Origin of the sequence: Streptomyces sp. NPDC051286 (genome assembly GCF_044455345.1) — a bacterium.
Lineage (GTDB): Bacteria > Actinomycetota > Actinomycetes > Streptomycetales > Streptomycetaceae > Streptomyces.
Genome location: NZ_JBITER010000056.1, coordinates 12937 through 34213, shown reverse-complemented (window position 1 = coordinate 34213; position 21277 = coordinate 12937). Strand labels below are relative to the sequence as shown.

The window sequence follows — 21277 nt, the reverse complement described above, 5'->3', positions numbered from 1 at the left end:
GCTTTCGCGTTTCCCTTTCCGGCGGTTCCAACCTTACCAGACTCTTTTTCGTTTCCGTTTCCGGTCCGAATTTGATTCCGGTGGCCTTTGGAGTGACCTTTGCCTTTCGGCGGATCCGCTACTTTAGTCGATTTCCTGGGCAGCTCATAATCGAGCCGATGGGATCGAATTACGGCATGCCGAATTCGCACCCGCCAGGGTGAGTCGAAGGTAGTGGTTGGTCGCTTCCGGGTGCTCAGCCTCGGTCCGATGGACCGTGCCGACAGCAGTACCCGTTCAAGCGGCTCGGACTACGTTAGGTGTCCAGCAAGGGCGAGTCAAGTTGCGCGGCGGCGTGGCGTGTGGGGTCGGTACAGGCTCACCGTGGGGTCTCCGTCGATCCAGAAGCGCCAATGGTGTGTGGCTCCGTCACCGCCCACGCCGGTGCGGGGGCCGTTGCGTACCTGGTCGCGCGGTGGTGGGGTGCCGTGCAGGACGGACAAAGGGGCACCCGGGTGGGCGATGGCGTCAGTGCCGTTCAGGCCTCGGTCGATGTCGAGGGCGGTAGCCAGACGGGCTGGGCCTTTGGCCAGTTCCCGGTCGTTGCGGGCCGAGATTCGACGTTTACGGCTGAGCTCGGCACCCACCAGGACCTCGCCCGCCCGGAGCAGTACACCGCTCGCCACGCCTTCGGGGCCGCACACCGGGTTGAGGCAGTCCCACATGCCGTAGGTAACTCACTAGGCATGTACGTCGTTGGTCCCGCAGCATCGGCAAGCGACAACAAGCAGGAGCCAGACAGTGCGAGCGATCATCTACGCCAGGCTCAGCCCCACCCCGAGGGGCGAGGAGTCCAAGGGTGGGAACCTGACACAACAGGTCGAGCTGAGTCAGGCGCTGTGCGACCGGAAGGGCTGGTCGGTCGTAGCCACGATCGTTGAGAAGGACACGCCGGCTTCGACGAAGCGGGGAACCAAGCGGAGCGCCGAGTGGGAGCGCGTCAAGGCTCTGGTGGAGGACGGCAAGGCGGACGCCATCGTGTCCCGCCACTACGACCGTATGTCACTACGACCGTATGTACCGCACCCCCTGGGACCTCGAGGACCTGGTGGACCTGGCCGAGGCGACCGGCGTCACGTTGGCCGCCGCACAGGCGCAGGGAGTGCTCGACCTGTCCACCCCGTCCGGCCGTCTCGCTGCTCGCATCGGCGCTGTGGTGGCTCGCAACGAGACCGAGATGCGAGTCGAGCGTCAGGTACTCGGACACCAGCGGCGCAGGGAGTCGGGGAGGCCCTTCTGGAGTACGCGCCCCTTCGGCTTCGAGCGGGACGGCAGGCACCGGGAAGCGGAGGCGGAAGCCCTGCGGCAGGCGTACCGGGATGTCCTGGCCGGCGTCACCCTCTGGTCCATCGCGAAGGACTGGAACACGCGTGGACTGCTCTCGCCGCACGGCAAGGAGTGGCGCAGCTCGAACCTTCGGATCGTCCTCTTGAAGCCGAGGAATGCGGGGATCCAGACGTACTCGCAGTGGGTCGAGAAGCCGGACGGGAAGCGCGTGCGGCGGACCGAGGAGACCGGCGCGGGCAACTGGGAGGCGATCGTCTCCGAGGGCATATTCCGGGCTCTGGTCCGCTACCTGAGCGACCCCGAGCGCAACACGGGCGGCGGCGGCAAGCGCAAGGCCCTGTTGTCCGGCGTGGTCCGCTGCTCGAAGTGTCAGGCCGTCGTCACTCAGGGGTGGAGCAAGAAGAACGCGGCAGGTGAGCGGTACCGCATCTACACCTGTTCGGGTGGCCGGTGCATCACCTGCCCGGCGGACCCGCTCGACTCCTTCGTGGTCAGGAAGGTCATCGACAGGGCCGAGGAGTGGAACGCGGCACCGGCCACGGATGCCGCAGACGAGGAGCGAGAGGCCGAGTTGCTGGCCGAGGAAACGGCCGCATCAGAGAGGCGCACCGCCCTGGCGGAGATGTTCGCCGTAGGGGACATCGACGCGTCGACCCTGCGGACGGGCATCGGCAGGTGTGACGCCGACCTGACCAAGATCCGCGCAGAGCTGGCAGACCTGGCATCGCAGCGGGTACGTGTCGACCTGGGCGACATCGAGTACCTGTGGGAGGAACTGGACTACGAGGACCCCGACCGAATCGACTACGTGCGGACCGTCGTCATGCAGGTCTGCGAGCGAGTCGAGCTGATGCCGCGCGGTCGAGGGGTCCGATCCTTCAAGGGCGAGCACTGCCGGATCACGTACCGGAACCCCTGAGATCCGATCGCGGAGGGCCGAGCCGGCTGTCCGCGCGAAGTGAGCACGGGCCCTGTCTGACGAGAGTCGGGCGGGGCCCGTCGTCATGCCCGGCGAGGAGGGCCCAGACATCACTCAGATCCTCTGTGCGCCCCTCGCTCCCCCAGTTCATGCGACAACGTGCATGAGTCACGTCTATGCATGGACGGTCGCGATCGGCCCCCGTACGGTCGCATCAGTCGGCCCGACCGGTTGAGTCGGCCTGGAGCGCGGTGCCGGTGTTGCCACCGGTCCGTTTCTCCAGACCGCTCGCCGAACCCGGCGTACCCGTCTCCGAGTACCGGGCTCTCCACAGTTCTGGCCGTGGGCTGTTCGTCAGGCGCTGGTCCAGGGGGTGGGAATCGTGTCGCCCCGATAGCGATACCGCGTGATCGCGGGTGTTCGCGCCGGGTTGATCAGTTCCACCCCGTCCACCGCGATCGGCAGCCAGGCCCCGTGAGGGCCGAGGAGCCATTTGCGGATGTCCTTCCACGACCAGCGGTGCAACGTCTTCAGCCACATGATCACCCGGCGCCAGAGGAAAATCCCCAGCGTCCGGAACGTGTGCTTCGCGACGGCGTGCCGGAAGTAGTTGGTCCAGCCGTGCACGATCTGGTTGAGCCGGATCAGCACGTCTGCGGGACTGGCCTGTGATGTCCTGCGGGTCAGGGCACGGATCTTGTCCTTCACCGAGCGGACGGGCCGCGCGGCGATGAAGAAGTAGACGTACCACTTGTCGGTCCCTCGCTTGCGTTTCCACTGGATGCGGAAGCCGAGGAAGTCAAACCCGTCCTCCATGTGCACGATCCGGGTCTTGGCCGGTGACAGCCTCAACCCCAACGATTCGAGCACGGAGGCCACTTCGTCCTGGAGCGCGCTGGCGTCGTCGGCGGTGCCATGCACCAGGACAGCGAAATCGTCCGCGTAGCGGACGATTCGCCAGTTGGGCAGGCCGTGGCGACGGCGCTTCTTGCGCGGGTACTGGCCATCCATCCGTCCGCCGGGCCTCCAGTCGCGGTGCAGGTGCTCGTCGAGCGCCGACAACGCGATATTGAAGATCAGCGGGGAGAGGATGCCGCCTTGCGGGGTGCCGGTGTGGGTGTCCCTGCGCTGGCCGTCCTCTGTGAGGATGCCTGCTTTGAGGGAGCACGGCACGGACGGCCTCGGTGACCAGTTCCAGCCGGGTCAGGTCGCGCACCGCGGCCAGGACGTGGGTGGAGTCGGTGCGCTGCGTGGTGCGTTCGCGCACGAGTCCGGCCTCCTTCAGGCGCGCGAGTGCCAGATCAAGAAGACGGTCGGCGCGGTCGTCTTGGGCAAGGCGCTCGCGGAAGTCGGCCAGCACGCTGTGGTGGAAGCCGGGATCATCCAGCTCCATGGCCAGGGCGTACTTGAAATCGATGCGGCAGCGCACCGCTTCCGCGGCCTGACGGTCCGACAGACCGAGCAGGAACTGCAGCACACAGACGGTAGCCAACTGCGCGGGCGAGAGGCCGGGGCGCCCGTCGCGGGGATACCAGTCGGCGAAGTCCTCGTCGCACCACAGACCGTCGAGGCGGTCACGTACCCATATCGCCGTCGTACCGCCTGGGTTGCTCGCCCGCGCGATCTGCGCGGTCAGAGACGGGACTTGCTCACCGGAACGGGGACGGAGCGACACCAGACACCTCAACAACTGCATCGGCCTTCGAGACAGCCCCGAGCATGCCCGCTGATCATGCCGCCACGCCGCGAAACTCCAAGATCCCCGACAGAGTCAAGCCAAGAGCGCGTTGGCTTTTCCCATGAGTTCCAGTGCGGCGTCCTTGCGTGCGGCCTCCGCCTCCAGGCGGGCCACCTTCTTGCGTAGCCGCTCCAGCTCGGCCTGCTCGGCGGCCTTCTTCGGCCGTGCCGCGGAGGTGCGCTGGTCGGTCAGCGTGGCCATCGCACCGGCGTCCCGGGCGGCCCGCCACTCGATGATGTGGGAGTGGTACAGCCGCTCGCGGCGCAGGATCGCGCCCTTCTCGCCATTCGGCGCAGCGTCGTACTCAGCGACGATCCGCAGCTTGTACTCCGCAGAGAACGTGCGTCGCTTCGGACGGGGTGCCGGGTCCTGCTCGGGATTGGTGGTGCTGGTCATGCCGGGGGATGCTCCTGTCTCGCCCATCCAGGCTAACCGGAGAACCCCGGTGCCTCAGTCGAGGCTGTCAGGAAGGGCATGGCCGAAGCTGATAGCCACTGGGGTGTGGCTCCTTCCTGTGCGGCGCACACGAGTGCGCCAGTGCCCCCCGCCGGATGGCGGGACATGTGCCTCCCTTTCGTTGCGGGGGTGGACCGTGCACGGATGGCGCGGTCTCTTCACAGGTGGACGCTCAAGCCCTTCGGGCCTGAACTCGGTCTCGTACGGTCGGGAGCGACGGCGGCGACCTGGCCAAGGGATCTTATACGAGATAGGGAGGACCCCGTTCAGGGAGCCCTCCCGTGTGGTGCTGTTCTGTTCAGCCGGAGCCCGCTTCCAGAGCGACCCGGTCAGTAGCTAGCGACCCACAGTGCTCCAGTCGGCGGGGGCAGGCGGCACCGTACGGCCTGCGGCGTGTTCGCGGAGGCGCCGGGTCAGTTCCGGCAGATCGTAGGCAGGGAAGCTGACCTGCAGGAGGCGCAGGCCGAAGTCCGACGGCTGGTCCCCCTGAAACATCGCCGCGTCCATCGGCTTGATCTTCACGTCCCAGGCGTCGGGGGCGGCCCAGTGGGTCATCCGCACGTAGAAGGCGTCTCGCGGTCCGGCATTTGCGACGGCTGAAAGGAAGGCGAGTCCGCTGTCCACCGGGAAGTCGATGAGCATCCAACCGCGGCGGGACTCCACCCACTCCGCCATGTGCGGCAACTTCACCGGCCAGTCCGCGTTGCTCTCGGCCAGGTCCTGGCAGCAGGTGAACGTGTCGATGCCACACTCCCAGATCGCCTGGATAGCTGGTGCGAGCTGCTCGTCGATCTGGGTCTGGAGGTTGCCGACCCGGACGAGAACGGTGGGATGCGTTCCTTCGTAAGACGTCATCGCAGGAGCATAGAAGCGGAGTACGACATCACTACCGGCGGAGCCTGCGAATCGGCACACGCCGGCAGTCACTCGACCGGCCAGGGACGCGTCACGGGCCGCGCTCGCGGACGATCACGCATCGCCTGGCCCCAACCTTCCGCACCGCCTCGCCGGCGGGCCGTGAGCAAGGCGCACAGCGGCTTAGGCTCCGGCGGGCGGTTTGGCTCGCGGGCTCAGTCGGTACGCCGAGACCGTTGGATCACCGGCGAGGTAGAACCGGTGTTGCCAGTCGTGGGCCTTGCTCACGCCTACCCGAGGACCAGCCTGGATGAGCGCGGCAGGTACCGGCTCACCCTCGGACAACACGACCGAGGGACCTTTCAGGAGATCCGCGCCGTTGTGCTCCGCGTTGATGCCGAGTGCCTGGCAGAAGTTCCCGGGACCTCGGGCAAGCCGTGGACTCTCGACCCTCTCGCCCCGTCGCTTGCGTGCCAGGTCTTCCCCCTCGATGACCCTGCCCGCCCGGATGAGGACAGCCGAGGCGATGCCGTCCGTCCCCGTGACGACGTTGGCGCACCAATGGAGACCGTGGGACCGGTAGACGTACAGGTGTCCTGCGGGTCCGAACATGACGACGTTACGGGGTGTCCGGCCTCGGTAGGCATGGGAAGCTGGGTCAGCCGTACCGGAGTACGCCTCGGTCTCCGTGATGGCGATGCTCACGGTTCCCTCGGGGGTCTTGCACGTGAGGACGCTCCCGAGCAGCCTGGGGGCGACTTCCTCAGCAGGATGGGAGAGGAGGTCAACGTTCATGCTGACCGCCTTGACATGCCGTAGGTGAAGTAGACGTAGGCGTGGCCGGGTGGTCCGAACATCACGCTGTTGCGCGCGGTGCGGCCGCGGAAGGCGTGCGAGCCGGGGTCGATCTCGCCGGCGTACGCCTCCACCTCGGTGAGGCGGAGTTCGATGGGGCCTTCGCCCGTGATGCGTACCAGGGTCCGGCCCAGCAGGTCGGGTGCCACCTCCAGCACGGGGCGGTCGAAGAAGTCCCGCGTCAGCGGCGTACGGTCCAGACCCTCGATCATGGCGATCGAGGTTACCGGGAACCGACTACGGTCGTGGCGCGTATGTAGAGGTCAGACCAAGGAGGAGTAAATATGGGCTTCAAGCGGCTGCTCGCCAGCATGGGTGCCGGTGGTGCTTCGGTGGAGACGGAGCTGACCGAGCTCAACGTCGTGCCGGGCGGGGTCGTCCAGGGCCAGGTGCGGATCCAGGGCGGTTCCGTGTCGCAGCAGATCGAGGGGCTCTCGGTCGGTCTGCAGGCGCGCGTCGAGGTCGAGGGCCACGACCACGAGATGAAGCAGGACATCGAGTTCACCAAGCTGCAGCTCGGTGGCGCGTTCGAGGTGCAGGCCGGTGCCGTGCACGTCGTTCCGTTCGGGCTCGAGATCCCCTGGGAGACGCCCATCACGATGTTCGCCGGGCAGCACCTGCACGGCATGAACATCGGTGTGACCACCGAACTGGAGATCGCGCGGGCGCTGGACTCCGGCGACCTCGACCCGATCAACGTCCACCCGCTGCCGGCGCAGCAGGCGATCCTGGACGCGTTCGGACAGCTCGGCTTCGGGTTCCGCAGCGCGGACATGGAGCGTGGTCACATCCGCGGCACGCGCCAGCGGCTGCCCTTCTACCAGGAGATCGAGTTCTTCCCGCCGCAGCAGTACCGCGGGCTGAACCAGGTCGAGCTGACGTTCATCGCGGACGACCGCGAGATGGATGTCGTGCTCGAGATGGACAAGAAGGCGGGGCTCTTCAGTGAGGGCAGCGACTCCTACCGGGCGTTCAAGGTCGATCTGAACGACTTCCGGGGGACCGACTGGGCGGCATACCTCAATCAGTGGCTCGCCCAGGTCGGCGGTCGGCGCAACTGGCTCTAGGGTCGGTGGCGAGACTCCAGAGCCGATCAGGAGAGGTGCTGACGTGACCGAGCCGAAGAGGCCGCCGCTGCCGCATGACTTCCATCCCGAGGTGCCTTCGTTCACGGTGGTGAGCGAGGATCTCGCTCCCGGGGCCGTGCTTGCGGACGCCCAGGTGTTCGCGGCCGGGAACACTTCGCCGCAGCTGCGGTGGGAAGGGTTCCCGGCGGAGACCAAGAGTTTCGCCGTGACCTGCTTCGATCCGGATGCTCCGACGGGCAGCGGGTTCTGGCACTGGGTCGTGTTCGACATCCCGGCATCGGTCACCGAGCTGCCGGCCGGTGCGGGCAGCGGGAAGTTCGAGGGGTTGCCCGCCGGTGCCGTTCAGGTCCGTAACGACTATGGGACGAAGGAGTTCGGCGGCGCCGCGCCGCCGGCCGGGGAGAACCACCGTTACGTCTTCACCGTGTATGCGGTGGACAGCGAGAAGCTGGGGCCTGGCAGTGATGTGTCGCCCGCTGTGGTCGGATTCAATCTGCGGTTCCACACGCTGGGTCGTGCTCAGCTGATCGGTGAGTACACCGGTCCCGCGTAGTACCCGGTGAGCTGAGAGTTCTCCTGCTGTTTGCCCTGCCCTGGTCCTGGAGAGATCAGGGCAGGGCATTTTTTTATTGCGTTGTCCATCCCGGCCCGCCCAGCCAGAGTTGGTCCGGGCCTGCCAGGGGGCGGGCGGCACACGGGAGGTGGGCGAGATGCGGGACACGCTGGTTCTCAACGCGAGCTTCGAGCCGCTGTCGACGGTGACGCTGAACCGTGCGGTGGTGCTGATTCTGCAGGACAAGGCTGTTGTCGAGCAGTCGCATCCCGATCTCCGCATGCGTGGCGCCGCCGTGGACATTCCGGTACCCCGGGTGATCAGGCTCTGCCGGTACGTACGGGTGCCGTTCCGAAGACAGGCACCGTGGTCCAGAAGGGGTGTGCTGATACGGGACCAGCACCGGTGCGCGTACTGCGGGCGAAGGGCGACGACCGTCGACCATGTGGTACCGCGCGCCCAGGGCGGCCAGGACACCTGGCTCAACACGGTGGCGTCCTGTGCCGAGGACAACCACCGCAAGGCGGCCCGGACGCCGGAGCAGGCGGGAATGCCGTTGCTGCGGCAGCCCTTCGTGCCGTCGCCCGCGGAGGCGATGCTGCTGGCGATGGGGGCCGGTGAGCGGTCGGCGCTGCCGGAGTGGCTGGACCGGACCGCCGCATAGGCGGCGTACGCCGCCTATGCGGGTGCCGTATCGGAAGCCCGTCTCCGTGCGGAGGCGGGCTTCCGGGTTCAGCGGAGCACCAGTTGGACGATGGCGACCGTGCCGACCGCCACGATGAAGCCGCGCAGCACGGTGGGGCTGAGGCGGCGCCCGGCCTTCGCGCCGATCTGGCCGCCGAGCGCGGAGCCGACCGCGATCAGTGCGACGGCCGTCCAGTCGAAGTCCGCGACGAAGAGGAAGAAGAGTGCGGCAACGCTGTTGACGACCGCTGCCAGCACGTTCTTGACGGCGTTGAGGCGCTGCATCGTGTCGTCGAGCAGCATGCCCATCAGGGAGAGGTAAATGATCCCCTGGGCGGCGGTGAAGTAGCCGCCGTAGACGCTGGCGAGCATCAGTCCGACGACGAGGAGCGGGCCGCCGTCGGAGCGGGTGGTGGTGCCGTTGAGCTCGCGGCGGCGCCGGACGGCTTTGCTGATGCGAGGTTGCAGAATGACCAGGGTGAGGGCCAGGGCGACCAGGATGGGCACGATGGTCTCGAACGCCGTGGAGGGCAGGGTCAGCAGCAGGGTGGCGCCGGTGAGGCCGCCGATGAGCGCGCCGATGCTCAGCCTGAGGACGCGGCGGCCCTGTCCGGCGAGTTCCTTGCGGTAGCCGATGGCGCCGCTGATGGAGCCGGGGATCAGGCCGAGGGCGTTGGAGACGCTAGCGGTGACCGGGGGCAGGCCGGTGGCGAGCAGGACCGGGAAGGTGATCAGCGTTCCGGAACCGACGACCGTGTTGATCGCGCCCGCGCTGATGCCCGCCCCGAGGACCGCGAGCATTTCCCAGATGGACATTCCGATTCCCCCGTGCATGATCAGTGCTTGGTGCACTGATCATGCACGATGGTATGTACGCGTCAGTCGACCGGGGGTTCCTCGCGGCGCTCCTTGCCGGTGTTGAAGCCGGGGGCGCCAGTGCCGAGGTTTCCGAAGGCACCGCTGAGGCCCTTGAGAGCGTCACCGATCTCGCTCGGCACGATCCAGAGCTTGTTGGCGTCGCCCTCGGCGATCTTCGGGAGCATCTGGAGGTACTGGTACGAGAGGAGCTTCTGGTCCGGGTCGCCGGCATGGATGGACTCGAAGACCGTACGGATGGCCTGGGCCTCGCCCTCGGCGCGCAGGGCCGCGGCCTTGGCCTCACCCTCGGCGCGCAGGATCGCGGACTGCTTCTCGCCCTCCGCGGTGAGGATCGCGGACTGCCGGGTTCCCTCGGCCTGGAGGATCGCGGCACGCTTGTCACGGTCGGCGCGCATCTGCTTCTCCATCGAGTCCTGGATGGAGGTCGGCGGCTCGATCGCCTTGAGTTCGACGCGGTTGACGCGGATACCCCACTTACCGGTGGCTTCGTCGAGGACACCCCGGAGGGCTGCGTTGATCTCCTCGCGGGAGGTCAGGGTCCGCTCCAGGTCCATGCCGCCGATGATGTTGCGGAGGGTGGTGACCGTGAGTTGCTCGATCGCCTGGATGTAGCTGGCGACTTCGTACGTCGCGGCCCGCGCATCCGTCACCTGGTAGTAGATGACGGTGTCGATATTGACGACCAGGTTGTCCTGGGTGATCACCGGCTGGGGCGGGAACGGGACGACCTGTTCACGGAGGTCGATCCGGTTGCGGATGGTGTCGATGAACGGAACGACGATGTTCAGGCCTGCGTTGAGCGTGCGGGTGTAGCGGCCGAAGCGCTCCACGATGGCGGCGCTGGCCTGCGGGATGACCTGGATCGTCTTGATCAGGGCGATGAAGACGAGCACCACCAGGATGATCAGGACGATGATGATCGGTTGCATCGTGTTCCTCGTGCCCTTCGGTTGCCGACAGATCGCGATGATCGGGGTCGGATCTCATGAGGTCCGGATCTCATGATGATCGACATCGAGTCTGGCAGACCACGGTCCGCCGTGTGAGCGGTTCGGTCACATGACGACGGCCGTGGCACCGTCGATGTCCACGACATCGACCTGCCGGCCGGGTTCGAAACTCTGGTCTACGTCGTAGGCGCGGGCCGACCAGATCTCTCCGGCCAGCTTGATCCGGCCACCACTGCCGTCGACACGCTCCAGAACGACGGCCTGACGACCTTTCAGCGCATCGATGCCGGTGGCCAGTTGAGGTCGGTCGGCGCGGTGCCTGGCGGCGATCGGGCGGACCACCGCGATGAGCGCGACGGAGACGACCACGAAGACCAGGACCTGGGCCACGATGCCGCCGCCGAGTGCCGCGACGACCGCCGCGGCGACCGCTCCGACGGCGAACATCCCGAACTCGGGCATCGCGGTCAGGACGAGCGGAATACCCAGCCCGGCCGCGCCGATCAGCCACCACACCCACGCATCGATGTCCACCCGGTCATGGTAGGACCGCGAGTCCCTCGCCGACAGGGCTTCGATCAGGACATTCGGGGCACAGTGCGTTCAGGACGCCGGCGTTCAGGACAGCGGGAGGCCGTGTGCGGTGTACCGGTCGCCGGTGTGCTCCACGATGAGCGGCAGACCGAAGCAGAGAGAGAGGTTGCGGGAGCTGAGTTCGGTCTCCATGGGGCCTGCGGCAAGGACCTTGCCCTGACGGATCATGAGGACGTGGGTGAAGCCCGGAGCGATCTCCTCGACGTGGTGCGTCACCATGATCATGGAGGGGGCGAACGGGTCGCGGGCGAGCCGGCCGAGGCGGCGGACCAGGTCCTCGCGGCCGCCGAGGTCGAGACCGGCGGCGGGCTCGTCGAGGAGCAGCAGCTCGGGGTCGGTCATCATGGCGCGGGCGATCAGGGTGCGCTTGCGCTCGCCCTCGGAGAGGGTGCCGAACCTGCGGTCGAGGAACTCGGTCATCCCGAGCCGGTCGAGGAAGGCGCGGGCCCGGTCCTCGTCGACGGCGTCGTAGTTCTCGTGCCAGGTGGCGGTCATGCCGTACGCGGCGGTGAGCACCGTCTGCAGGACGGTCTGGCGCTTGGGCAGCTTCTCCGCCATGGCGACGCCCGCGATACCGATCCGCGGGCGCAGGTCGAAGACGTCGGTGCCGACGCCGCCGAGTTGTTCGCCGAGGATCGTGGCGCTGCCCTTGGTCGGGAAGAGGTAGCTGGACGCGATGTTGAGGAGGGTGGTCTTGCCGGCGCCGTTCGGGCCGAGGATGACCCAGCGCTCCCCCTCCTTGACCGACCAGGAGACGTCGTCCACCAGAGCGCGTCCGTCGCGGACCACGGATACGTCCACCAGCTCCAGTACATCGCTCATGAGCGCGTTGTCTCCCCATGCAGTCTCGAGATCGTCGCGTGCCTGTGGGCACAGCTCCCAGGGAAAACCTACGCCACCCCGGGAGTGCTCCGGCTCCTAGGTCCGGTTCCCTAGGCTGTTCCCATGCTTTCGGAACCACGCTCGGGGCTGCTGGCCTCATGGGGAAACGCGCTTCTGGCCGGACTTGTCTCACCGGACGACGCTGCGCTCGCGATTGTCGGAGAGGACGCGGTGCACCGCGTCGAGGGGCTGCCGGGTGAGGCGGGACCGGTCGGGCTCACGCTGGCGCTGGGGCGGCTGCGCGGATTGGGAGTGACGGGCTTCCGGGTCGCACTGCCGGTGCCGGGGCATCCACTCGGGCTCAGCGGCCCGCCCGAGTTCAATGCGCGGGCGTTGGAGGCGGAGGAGGCGGTGGTCGCGTCCGGTGCGCCGTACGGGCTGGTGCCCGAGGTGCGGGAGGCGGGGCCTGCCGGTGATCTGCACGTCGAAGTGGTGTGGCACTGCCTGCCGGTGCGGGAGGCGCCGCCGGCCGATGTGCCGTCGCTGAGTGAGGCGGAGCGGGAGCTCGCGGAGGCGTTGCGGGATGCGACGGCGGCACTGTCACGGCTCGATGTGGCCGGGTCCGGGCCGGTGGCGGAGGCGGCGCTGGATGCGTACCGGGCGCGGGCGGAGCGGGGGCGGGAGCTGCTCGCTCCGGGATATCCGCCGCGGGCGGTACGGGTGCTGGAGCTGGCGCAGCGGGTGGGGCTGCTGATCTCGCTGGCGTACGAGAACGGGCACGGCGGGGCGGTGAGCGCGTCGGAGATCGCTGCCCGGGGGGCGGCGCTGCGGCCGGTGGAGCGGGTGGCTCGGCGGGCCCAGGTGGCGGCGTACAACGCGTATGTGGAGGGGCGGGAGCGGGGGTAAGGGCTGTCCCACGACGGGGTGTGGATCAGGGAGCGGCGTCATGCGGCTTCAACGGCAAGGCGGAGGAGGGAGTCGACGCGGGGCGTCGGTGACCGACGACAACCCTGGCCCGCCCCACGGGCGGACGGCGCTGGTTTCAAAGCACGCCTCAGACGCGGGAACGGGGCACCGGGGCGTCCGGTGGATCGTCCGTCCTCGATCGCCTGGACGGGCTTGATGGTGCCGGGCGGGCATGGCTCGACCCGTTGCGGCTCGAACCTCGATGGTGATGGGCCGTGCGTTGTGGTGTGGGGCAGCATGGTTGATGCCGGACGGGTCCCTTTCGGGGCCGTCCGGCATCGGGGGAACCGGGGTGGTCAGCCGTTGTGGCCGACGTTGCCGAAGGCCGGGTTGAGCAGGCCGATCACGTTCACCGTGTTGCCGACCACGTTCACCGGGACGTGAACCGGGACCTGGATGACGTTGCCACTGACCACGCCCGGGGAGTGGGTCGCCACACCGTGGGCGCCCGCGCCGTGACCGGTGGCGGAGGCCGCGTCGGCGCCTGCGGCGATGATGCCACCGGCGATCATGGTGACGGCAGCGGCCTTCTTCAGGCTCTTCACTTCAGGATCCTCCTCGCGTCGCTGCGGCCGGCCGCCGCAGCACGCCATGGAGAACGCCCGCGGACCCGACAGGATGCGCCGTACGGGTGACATACACCCGACAGTATGAATCTCAGTCCGGAGGGAACCGTTCCGCTCCGGCGCCGATCAGCCCGCCACCCCGTGGCGGACGGCCCAGAGCGCCGCCTGGGTGCGGTCCGCCAGATCCAGCTTCATCAAGATGTTCGAGACGTGTGTCTTGACAGTCTTTTCGGAGAGAACCAGGGACCGCGCGATCTCGCGGTTGGAGCGGCCGTCGGCGATCAGGCCGAGGACCTCCCGCTCCCGTTCGGTGAGGGTGCTCCCCCGGCCGGTCCCGGCGCCTGTGTCCTCCTGGGCGAGGAGAGCCCCGGCGACCTCCGGCTGGAGCAGGACATGGCCCGCATGGACCGAGCGGATGGCGCCGGCCAGCGCTTCCGGGTCGACGTCCTTGTACACGTAACCGGAGGCGCCGGCACGCAGGGCCGGGACCACCGTCCGCTGCTCGGTGAAGCTGGTGACGATCAGCACCTTGGCCGGGTTGTCCAGTCCGCGGAGCTTGCGGAGTGCCTCGATGCCGTCGGTGCCCGGCATCTTGATGTCCATCAGCACCACGTCGGGGCGGAGTTCCTCGGAGCGGACGACTCCTTCGGCGCCGTCGGCCGCCTCGCCGACTACCTCTATGTCGTCCTGGATCTCCAGGAACGTACGCAGACCACGGCGGACTACCTGGTGGTCGTCGACCAGCAGCACCCTGATGATCTTGTCAGCCACCGGGGACCTCCATCTCGATCGTGGTGCCCTTGCCGGGCGCCGATTCAACGGTGAGCCTGCCGCCGACACCGCTCGCGCGGTCCCGCATCGACACCAGACCCAAATGGCGGCCCGCCTGCCGCGTCGCCGTGGGCTCGAATCCGCTGCCGTCGTCCATGATCCGCAGCACCGTGCCGCTGCCACGACGGGCGAGCGTGACGCAGACCTGCTCGGCGCCCGAGTGGCGCAGTGCGTTGTGCAGGGCCTCCTGGGAGACCCGGAGCAGCGCCTCCTCCTGGGCGGCGGGCAGGGCTCGTACACCGACGCTCTCGAAGGTGACCTTGGCGGTGTGGGCGCGGTCCAGGACCTGGACCTGGGTGCGGAGCGTGGCGATCAGGCCGTCCTCGTCGAGCGCTGCGGGGCGCAGTTCGACGACGGCGGCGCGCAGTTCGTCCACTGCTTCCGCGGCCAGCGTGGCGACCTGCTGGAGCTCGCCCTTGGCGCGGGCCGGGTCGCGGTCGACGAGGGCGGCGGCTGCCTGGGCCGTCAGCCGCAGGGAGAACAGCTTCTGACTGACCGCGTCGTGCAGCTCGTGGGCGAGGCGGGAGCGCTCCTCGGCGATGGTGAGCTCGCGGCTGCGCTCGTACAGCCGGGCATTGGTGAGGGCGATCGCCGCGTGCTGGGCGAGGATCGACAACAGCTCTTCGTCCTGCGCGGTGAAGCCGCAGCCGCCCTGAGGTTTGGGGCAGCGCTTGTTGGCGAGGAAGAGCGCGCCGATGATCTCGTCGCCGTCCCTGATGGGCAGGCCGAGGAAGTCGGACATGTCCGGGTGGGCGGCCGGCCAGCCTTCGAAGCGGGGGTCCTTGCGGACGTCGGCGAGGCGCTCCGGCTTGGCCTCGTGGAGCATCGCGGCGAGAATGCCGTGCTGCCGGGGCAGCGGACCGATGGCCTTCCACTGCTCGTCGCTGACACCGTCGACAACGAACTGGGCGAAGCCGCCGTGGTCGTCGGGGACGCCCAGGGCCGCGTACTCGGCGTCCAGCAGTTCGCGGGCCGAGGCGACGATGGTCTTCAGGACGTCACGCACTTCGAGGTGCCGGCTCATGGCGAGCAGCGCGGCACTCACCGCTGCGAGGCCCGACGGTGGGCTGTGGCTCATGGCCTCACCGTACCGGCGGGGGTGAGGGTTCCGTATCGGCCTGTGGACGGCCGGTACCTAGGGCGTCGGCCCTAGGCCGAAGTGCCTTGCGGGGGTGCGGCTCGCGGACGGGGACGGGGGGCGACAGTGCCGCGCCGCGGCGGGCCGACGGGGGCGGCCGTCCCGCTGCCGGGCGGCTCGCAGCTGGTGCTGCACGAGCCGGAGGCCTCGCATCCGCTGATGCCGGAGGCGGTCGCGGGCCGGGCCGCGCTGCAGTGCGGATACCTGGAGGCGCCGCGGCACCGGTTACCTCTGGCATGAGTTCGGAGACGCGCATCTGCTGCTCCCTGAACCGGAGTCTCACGCTCTGAATTGCCGAAGCAACGATTGGTGAAGTTGTTACGCGGCCGATGTGAGGCCGCGCATAGGACCCACGTCACTTACGAAGCCGACTAGTGGCTACCTAAGGGCTGCATGGGCGGTTACGAGCGCGGGCCGTCCCGTTCGAGCGCCCCCCTGATCCACTAGCCGGCTTCGTACGTCACACCTTTGCCACGAGATTTTGCGGCCGCTAAGAATTGCCCTCGTCCCCGACGGAGATGCGAACTGTCGCTTCCGTCTCGTCCTCCGTGAGGACTCCAGCCATTCGAAGAGGTACGACTGAATGTCCGCGTCCAGCATCACCAGCCGTATTCGCTGCCTGAACAAGACCCAGAAGTTCTCCGCGGCGGGCGTCTCCGCCGTCGCCGTCGCCGCTCTCTCGCTCTCCCTCGTCCCGGCCTACGCCGAGACTCCGGCCAAGCCGCAGACCGAGCCGCAGGCCGCTTCCGCCGCTCCGGTGGCCTTCAGCCTCGATGCCAGTGCCCCGCAGGCCAAGGTCATCCAGGCCAGCCTCATCGAGCAGCACTCCACCGCAGAGCAGCTGGTGAAGGCCGCTGACGAGGTCCGGGCGAAGCAGGCCGCCGCAAAGGCGAAGGCCGAGGCCGCCACGAAGGCCAAGGAGGATGCCGCGAAGGTGGACACCGAGGCCGCCGCGAAGGCCAAGGAAGATGCCGCGAAGCGGTCCACCGAGGTCACCACGCGCTCCGTCACCCGTACTCCGGTCTACGCCAACAACCTGGACGGCTGGATCTCCGAGGCGCTGGCCATCATGAAGGCCAAGGGCATCCCGGGTTCGTACGACGGTCTGCACCGCAACATCATGCGGGAGTCCAGCGGCAACCCGTACGCGATCAACGGCTGGGACATCAACGCCCAGAACGGCATTCCGTCCAAGGGCCTGCTGCAGGTCATCCAGCCGACGTTCAACGCGTATCACGTCCCCGGCACCTCCTCGAACATCTATGACCCGGTCGCCAACATCACCGCCGCGGCCAACTACGCCGCCGACCGGTACGGCTCGATCGACAACGTCAACAGCGCGTACTGACCGACGCGGCACCGCGCACACGCATACGCCGAAGGGCGGCACCCGGTCCGGGGTGCCGCCCTTCGGCGTTCCGTGTGCGCGGTGCCCACGTCTACTTGCGCATGACCTCGGGCTCATGGCGACGCAGCAGTCGCGCGACCGCGAAGCCGCAGATGATGCCGAGGAACAGCAGCACCGAGATGTTCATCCCCCACTGACCGGCCGTGTGCTCCCACAGCGGGTCGAGGTCGGTCGGGTTCTTCTGGTCCCACGGCGGCATCAGATGCGCCAGGTCGAGCGTCGAGCCCGCGCCCGCGATGGCCCAGCGGGAGGGCATCAGCCAGGCGAACTGCTCCAGGCCGGGCGATCCGTACACCTGGAAGAGGATGCCGGTGAAGACGACCTGGACGATCGCGAACATGACCAGCAGCGGCATGGTCTTCTCGGAGGTCTTCACCAGCGAGGAGATCACCAGACCGAACATCATCGAGGTGAAGCCGAGCGCGATGATCGTCACGCAGAGCTCGACGGCCGGCGGCATGATCAGACCCTCTTCGGGCAGATCGCGGGTGGCGAAGCCGATGCCGCAGATGATGACACCCTGGATGGCCGTGATCACGCCGAGGACGATCACCTTGGACATCAGATAGGCGGAGCGGGAGAGGCCGGTGGCCCGTTCCCGTTCATAGATGACGCGTTCCTTGATCAGTTCTCGTACGGAGTTGGCCGCACCGGAGAAGCACATGCCGACCGCGAGGATCAGCATGATCGTTCCGGCATCTCCGTTGAACCGGGACGGCGGCTTCGGCGGAGCCAGGCCGAAGTCGGCCGGGATGACCACGCTGACGACGCCGAGCACCGCGGGCAGGATCACCATCAGACCCATGAAGCCCTTGTCGGACGCGATCACCGACACGTACCTGCGCATCAGCGTCCACAGCTGCGTCCCCCAGCCCTGCGGCTTCGGCGGGCGCATCTGCTGCGGGGGCGGCATGTGTACGGACTGTGCAGCGACGGCGTCGATGTCCGCGGCGTACATCTGGTAGTGCTGCGAACCGCGCCAGCGGCCGGCCCAGTCGTAGTCGCGGTAGTTCTCGAAGGCGGAGAAGACGTCGGCCCAGGTCGTGTAGCCGAAGAAGTTGAGCGCTTCCTCCGGCGGACCGAAGTAGGCGACGGAACCGCCGGGCGCCATGACGAGCAGCTTGTCGCAGAGCGCCAGCTCGGCGACGGAGTGCGTGACGACGAGGACCGTACGGCCGTCGTCGGCGAGACCGCGCAGCAGCTGCATGACGTCGCGGTCCATGCCCGGGTCGAGGCCGGAGGTCGGCTCGTCCAGGAAGATCAGCGACGGCTTGGTGAGCAGCTCCAGGGCAACCGAGACACGCTTGCGCTGGCCACCGGAGAGCGAGGTGACCTTCTTGTCCTTGTGGATGTCGAGCTTGAGCTCGGCGAGGACCTCGTGGATCCGGGACTGGCGCTCGGCCTCGGTGGTGTCCGCGGGGAAGCGGAGCTTGGCCGCGTACTTGAGTGCCCTGGTGACAGTGAGTTCCTTGTGCAGGATGTCGTCCTGCGGGACCAGACCGATGCGCTGGCGCAGCTCGGCGAACTGCTTGTACAGGTTCCGGTTGTCGTAGAGGACGTCACCCTGGTTGGCGGGCCGGTAGCCGGTGAGCGCCTTGAGCAGGGTGGACTTGCCGGAGCCCGAGGGGCCGATGACCGCGATCAGCGACTTCTCCGGGACACCGAACGAGACGTCCTTGAGGATCTGCTTCCCGCCGTCGACCGTCACCGTGAGGTGGCGGGCGGAGAAGGAGACCTCACCGGTGTCGACGAACTCTTCCAGCCGGTCGCCGACCAGACGGAAGGTCGAGTGACCGACACCGACGATGTCGTTCGGGCCGATCAGCGTGGAGCCGGACTTCTGGAGCGGCTGACCGTTGACGTACGTGCCGTTGTGGGAACCGAGATCGCGGATCTCGAAGCGGCCGTCGGGTGCCGCGTGGAACTCGGCGTGGTGGCGCGAGACCTGGAGGTCGGAGACGACGAGTTCGTTCTCCAGAGCACGACCGATGCGCATGACCCTGCCCAGGGCCACCTGGTGGAACGTCGTCGGACTGCGGTCTCCGTAGACCGGCGGAACCCCCGCGGCACCACCGGGTCCGCCCGCGGCGGGCGGCCTGGCCGCGCCCTGCTGGTGCGGGACATGAGGCTGCTGCTGCCAGGCCTGCTGCTGGAGCGCTGAGGGGTCCTGCTGCTGGCCCGGCCGGCCCGCGCCGCCCTGCTGGGGCTGCTGAGCGGGGGCCGGCTGTGCGCCCGCGCCCTGACCGCTGTACACATCGGCGGCCGCGGCGGCGCCGCTGAAGCTCAGCCTCGGTCCGTCAGTGGCGTTGCCCAGGTGCACGGCCGAGCCCGGCCCGATTTCCATCTGGTGGATTCGCCGGCCCTGCACATAGGTGCCGTTGGTGGAACCGTGGTCCTCGATGAACCAACTCCGGCCCGCCCAGCTGATCGTGGCATGCCGCCACGAAACCCTGGCGTCGTCGATCGTCAGGTCGCCCTGTGGATCGCGACCGAGGGTGTATGGCCTGGACGGATCGAGCGTCCAGGTCCTTCCATTCAATTCCAGTACGAGTTCCGGCACTCCGCGCCCCACTAGTTGTCCCCCGAGTGACCCCCGTCACAGGGAGTCTAGGGATGCTGAACATCGTGGGGAACTATTCCAGGAGCGGTCACCGATACGAAAGCCGGGCGGGGGCAAGGCCGAATCGAGACCTGCTGCGACGCACCGTTGACGGGGGAGAAACAGGCTCGGAGAGTAGTAAGCGCCCACGAGTGCGTACGGATCATGAGTGACCAGGTCAACTCAGGGCATCTCGGCGCGGATTGAGGGGGGCCAGATGGCGGGGTACGCACACGGGAGCGGCGCCGGTACGGGGCGTACCCCGTGGGGGGACGTGGTGTTGGCGTCCGTCGCGTCGGTCAGCTGGGCGATGGCCGGGATGGCGGGTACGGCGACCCTCGGGCTGCATCTGCTCGGGGCCGACTCGGTCGGGGCGCTGGGACCGATGACGGCGGCCGTCGTGGTGCTGGGAGCGGGTGGATCGGTCTCTCCGTACGGCGATGTCGAGGCGTTCGGGCTGGACGACGCGGAGGCGCAGACCGCTCTCGCCGTCACACCGCTCGGGGTGGGGCTGGTCGGTGCACTGCTGCTCTCCGTCTTCTTCCTGCGCTCGCTGCGCGGGGTGGGAGCGGTCCTCTCCGGTGCCGAACTCGCGGTCCGTGCGGGGATGGTGGCGGTCATGTTCGTCGCCGTGCTCGGCGGGCTCGCCTGGGCGGGTCACGATGTCGTGACGATCGACGGCGGGGCGCTGGGGCTGGACGGGGTGCCAGGGGCGGGAGAGGGCGACGGTCTGCCGGGTGGGCTCGGTGATGTGGGCGGGCTGTTGCCGGACCGGCTGACGGATCTCGCACGGGCGCACGCGCGGGTCGGGTTCACCGTCGACTCGTCCAGCTCCCTTGCGGGTGGGGCGTGTTGGGTTCTCGGAGTGCTGGTCATCGCCCTGCTCGCCTCGCGCCGCACCCCGTTGCCGTCCGCGCTGGCATGGATGGACCGGACGCTGCGGCCTGCGGCTTCCGCGGTCGTGTCGGTGCTGCTGGTCGCGGTGGTCGCCGGGTGCGCGGCCGCGGCGTACGCGGCGATCGGCGACGCCCATCCGAAACGGATCGCGGGCGCCGCGCTGCTGGGGGCGCCGAACGGGGCGTGGCTCGGGGTGCCGCTCGGCCTCTTCGTACCGTGGGACGGTCGGGCGACCGGGGAGCTGGCCAAGGTGCTGCCCGATCCGCTGGACGAGCTGTTACGGGTGTCCGCCGACGAGCCGGTGACGGTCGGGCGGCTGGCCGGGCTGGACGGCCGGGTCTGGCTGCTGGCCGTCGCCGCCGCGGTGATGGTGCTGTACGCGGGGGTGCTGGCCGCGACCCGCACACCCCGGGGGGAGCTGACCGCGGCCGGGTTCGTGGGGCGGTGTGCTGTGCGGCTCGCAGGCGTCACAGCGTCGGCGCTGGCGCTCCTGGTGTGGCTGACGCAGGTATCCGCGGATGCGTCGCTTTCGGTGCTGGGCTTCGACGCGTTCGGCGCCGGGATCGAGCTGCACGGGCGGACGGGGACGGCTGCCCTGCTGGGTGCGGTGTGGGGTGCGGGCGCGGGTGCGGTGGGGGCGGCGGTGTCCTGGTTGGCGGGGGCGGTCCCGTCGGGGGCGGAGCCGGCCGGCGGTGGCGGAGGCAGCGGTGACGGTGGGGGGCCCGGACCGTACACGCCGTCGCCGGTGTACCGGCCGCCGCACGATGACACCAATCCGTATCTGCGTCCGTATCCGGATCCGGCGAGGGGCGGGATTCATGGTGCGCCGACGGTGGCGGGGCCGATCGGTCCGCCCGTACGGCCGGCCGTGCCGCCACCGGGGCCCGGGCCCGGGCCTGGGGACGTGGAAGGGTTGCCGCCGTCCGGCCGGCCGCCGGGGGCCGGCTGACCGCGCGGTCCGCGCCGGCCGGACGGACCCGGGAGCGCGTGCGGCCCGACGGCGCTCACCGGACGGGGCGCCGCATCATCCTGCCTTGAGGACATGCGGGACCGCCGGACGGGCCCGAATGTCCCACCGCATCGAACACGCGCCGTGCAGGGCTGCTCACTCCCGCCGTGGACAGGGGCCCGGGCCGGTCGGCCGGGGACCGTT

General features: G+C 68.7%; 21 protein-coding genes and 3 pseudogenes. 9 read left to right on the top strand and 15 right to left on the bottom strand.

Going from position 1 to position 21277, the window contains the following annotated elements; genetic code table 11:
- Positions 1-203 (top strand): hypothetical protein (locus ACIBB8_RS32920; RefSeq protein ID WP_398958402.1); only part of this gene is annotated, 203 nt, incomplete at its 5' end.
- Positions 204-317: 114 nt separating this feature from the next.
- On the opposite strand, the pseudogene ACIBB8_RS32915 reads toward ACIBB8_RS32920, so the two are convergent.
- Positions 318-713: pseudogene (locus ACIBB8_RS32915) on the bottom strand (DNA-3-methyladenine glycosylase); the annotation flags it as partial.
- Positions 714-1054: 341 nt separating this feature from the next.
- Between ACIBB8_RS32915 and ACIBB8_RS32910 the strand changes: the two are divergent.
- Entirely contained in the window at positions 1055-2245 is a 1191-nt protein-coding gene (locus tag ACIBB8_RS32910) for a recombinase family protein (RefSeq protein ID WP_398958400.1), read from the top strand.
- Between the two features lie 354 nt (positions 2246-2599).
- On the opposite strand, the gene ACIBB8_RS32905 is transcribed toward ACIBB8_RS32910, so the two are convergent.
- The 6 genes and pseudogenes from ACIBB8_RS32905 to ACIBB8_RS32880 all read right to left on the bottom strand — a co-directional run.
- Positions 2600-3418, bottom strand: coding sequence for a reverse transcriptase domain-containing protein (locus tag ACIBB8_RS32905; protein WP_398958398.1), 819 nt, complete (start codon positions 3416-3418; stop codon positions 2600-2602).
- A gap of 190 nt (positions 3419-3608) precedes the next feature.
- Positions 3609-3941, bottom strand: a pseudogene (locus ACIBB8_RS32900) (transposase); the annotation flags it as partial.
- A 75-nt stretch (positions 3942-4016) separates the two neighbouring features.
- Positions 4017-4379 carry a transposase gene (locus tag ACIBB8_RS32895; RefSeq protein WP_398958396.1) on the bottom strand — a complete coding sequence of 121 codons (363 nt, stop codon included), beginning with the start codon at positions 4377-4379 and terminating at the stop codon, positions 4017-4019.
- A gap of 396 nt (positions 4380-4775) precedes the next feature.
- Positions 4776-5294 (bottom strand): hypothetical protein, encoded by a 519-nt coding sequence (locus ACIBB8_RS32890; protein WP_398958394.1) that lies wholly within the window; start codon positions 5292-5294, stop codon positions 4776-4778.
- A gap of 183 nt (positions 5295-5477) precedes the next feature.
- On the bottom strand, positions 5478-6089 hold the full coding sequence (locus ACIBB8_RS32885) for a DNA-3-methyladenine glycosylase (protein ID WP_398958392.1): 612 nt from the start codon (positions 6087-6089) through the stop codon (positions 5478-5480).
- 14 nt (positions 6090-6103) lie between these two features.
- A pseudogene (locus tag ACIBB8_RS32880) lies at positions 6104-6361 on the bottom strand (DNA-3-methyladenine glycosylase); the annotation flags it as partial.
- A 72-nt stretch (positions 6362-6433) separates the two neighbouring features.
- On the opposite strand from ACIBB8_RS32880, the gene ACIBB8_RS32875 reads away from it, so the two are divergent.
- The 3 genes from ACIBB8_RS32875 (at position 6434) to ACIBB8_RS32865 (ending at position 8454) form a co-directional block, all read left to right on the top strand.
- A complete protein-coding gene (locus ACIBB8_RS32875) occupies positions 6434-7216 on the top strand; it encodes a sporulation protein (protein WP_398958390.1) in 783 nt (260 codons plus the stop codon).
- A gap of 43 nt (positions 7217-7259) precedes the next feature.
- Positions 7260-7790 (top strand): YbhB/YbcL family Raf kinase inhibitor-like protein, encoded by a 531-nt coding sequence (locus tag ACIBB8_RS32870; RefSeq protein WP_398958388.1) that lies wholly within the window; start codon positions 7260-7262, stop codon positions 7788-7790.
- A 157-nt stretch (positions 7791-7947) separates the two neighbouring features.
- Positions 7948-8454, top strand: coding sequence for an HNH endonuclease (locus tag ACIBB8_RS32865; protein WP_327247129.1), 507 nt, complete (start codon positions 7948-7950; stop codon positions 8452-8454).
- Positions 8455-8522: 68 nt separating this feature from the next.
- On the opposite strand, the gene ACIBB8_RS32860 is transcribed toward ACIBB8_RS32865, so the two are convergent.
- The 4 genes from ACIBB8_RS32860 to ACIBB8_RS32845 all read right to left on the bottom strand — a co-directional run bounded on the left by ACIBB8_RS32860 (position 8523) and on the right by ACIBB8_RS32845 (position 11719).
- A complete protein-coding gene (locus ACIBB8_RS32860) occupies positions 8523-9290 on the bottom strand; it encodes a sulfite exporter TauE/SafE family protein (RefSeq protein WP_398958386.1) in 768 nt (255 codons plus the stop codon).
- 62 nt (positions 9291-9352) lie between these two features.
- Positions 9353-10282 (bottom strand): SPFH domain-containing protein, encoded by a 930-nt coding sequence (locus tag ACIBB8_RS32855; RefSeq protein WP_398958384.1) that lies wholly within the window; start codon positions 10280-10282, stop codon positions 9353-9355.
- A gap of 126 nt (positions 10283-10408) precedes the next feature.
- Positions 10409-10837 (bottom strand): NfeD family protein, encoded by a 429-nt coding sequence (locus tag ACIBB8_RS32850; protein WP_398958382.1) that lies wholly within the window; start codon positions 10835-10837, stop codon positions 10409-10411.
- A gap of 84 nt (positions 10838-10921) precedes the next feature.
- The gene (locus tag ACIBB8_RS32845; protein WP_366135969.1) at positions 10922-11719 is read right to left on the bottom strand and encodes an ABC transporter ATP-binding protein; all 798 of its coding nucleotides are present in this window, start codon (positions 11717-11719) and stop codon (positions 10922-10924) included.
- A gap of 123 nt (positions 11720-11842) precedes the next feature.
- Between ACIBB8_RS32845 and ACIBB8_RS32840 the strand changes: the two genes are divergently transcribed.
- Positions 11843-12625: a hypothetical protein gene (locus ACIBB8_RS32840; protein ID WP_398958380.1), complete on the top strand. Its 783-nt coding sequence runs from the start codon at positions 11843-11845 to the stop codon at positions 12623-12625.
- 356 nt (positions 12626-12981) lie between these two features.
- Here the strand turns inward: ACIBB8_RS32840 and ACIBB8_RS32835 are convergent, their stop codons facing one another.
- From ACIBB8_RS32835 to ACIBB8_RS32825, 3 genes are all read right to left on the bottom strand, one after another.
- On the bottom strand, positions 12982-13230 hold the full coding sequence (locus tag ACIBB8_RS32835) for a chaplin family protein (protein WP_398958406.1): 249 nt from the start codon (positions 13228-13230) through the stop codon (positions 12982-12984).
- Positions 13231-13377: 147 nt separating this feature from the next.
- Positions 13378-14022 (bottom strand): response regulator, encoded by a 645-nt coding sequence (locus ACIBB8_RS32830; protein ID WP_398958377.1) that lies wholly within the window; start codon positions 14020-14022, stop codon positions 13378-13380.
- The gene (locus ACIBB8_RS32825) at positions 14015-15160 is read right to left on the bottom strand and encodes a GAF domain-containing sensor histidine kinase (RefSeq protein ID WP_398958375.1); all 1146 of its coding nucleotides are present in this window, start codon (positions 15158-15160) and stop codon (positions 14015-14017) included. Before ACIBB8_RS32825 ends, ACIBB8_RS32830 begins: the two co-directional genes overlap by 8 nt.
- A 126-nt stretch (positions 15161-15286) precedes the next feature.
- On the opposite strand from ACIBB8_RS32825, the gene ACIBB8_RS32820 reads away from it, so the two are divergent.
- On the top strand, positions 15287-15460 hold the full coding sequence (locus tag ACIBB8_RS32820; RefSeq protein ID WP_398958373.1) for a hypothetical protein: 174 nt from the start codon (positions 15287-15289) through the stop codon (positions 15458-15460).
- A gap of 343 nt (positions 15461-15803) precedes the next feature.
- A complete protein-coding gene (locus tag ACIBB8_RS32815) occupies positions 15804-16568 on the top strand; it encodes a transglycosylase SLT domain-containing protein (protein WP_398958371.1) in 765 nt (254 codons plus the stop codon).
- 91 nt (positions 16569-16659) lie between these two features.
- Here the strand turns inward: ACIBB8_RS32815 and ACIBB8_RS32810 are convergent, their stop codons facing one another.
- Positions 16660-19200 carry an FHA domain-containing protein gene (locus tag ACIBB8_RS32810; protein ID WP_398958369.1) on the bottom strand — a complete coding sequence of 847 codons (2541 nt, stop codon included), beginning with the start codon at positions 19198-19200 and terminating at the stop codon, positions 16660-16662.
- Positions 19201-19444: 244 nt separating this feature from the next.
- Between ACIBB8_RS32810 and ACIBB8_RS32805 the strand changes: the two genes are divergently transcribed.
- Complete coding sequence (locus ACIBB8_RS32805) at positions 19445-21073, top strand: streptophobe family protein (protein ID WP_398958367.1); 1629 nt, start codon at positions 19445-19447, stop codon at positions 21071-21073.
- Positions 21074-21277 lie beyond the last annotated feature (204 nt).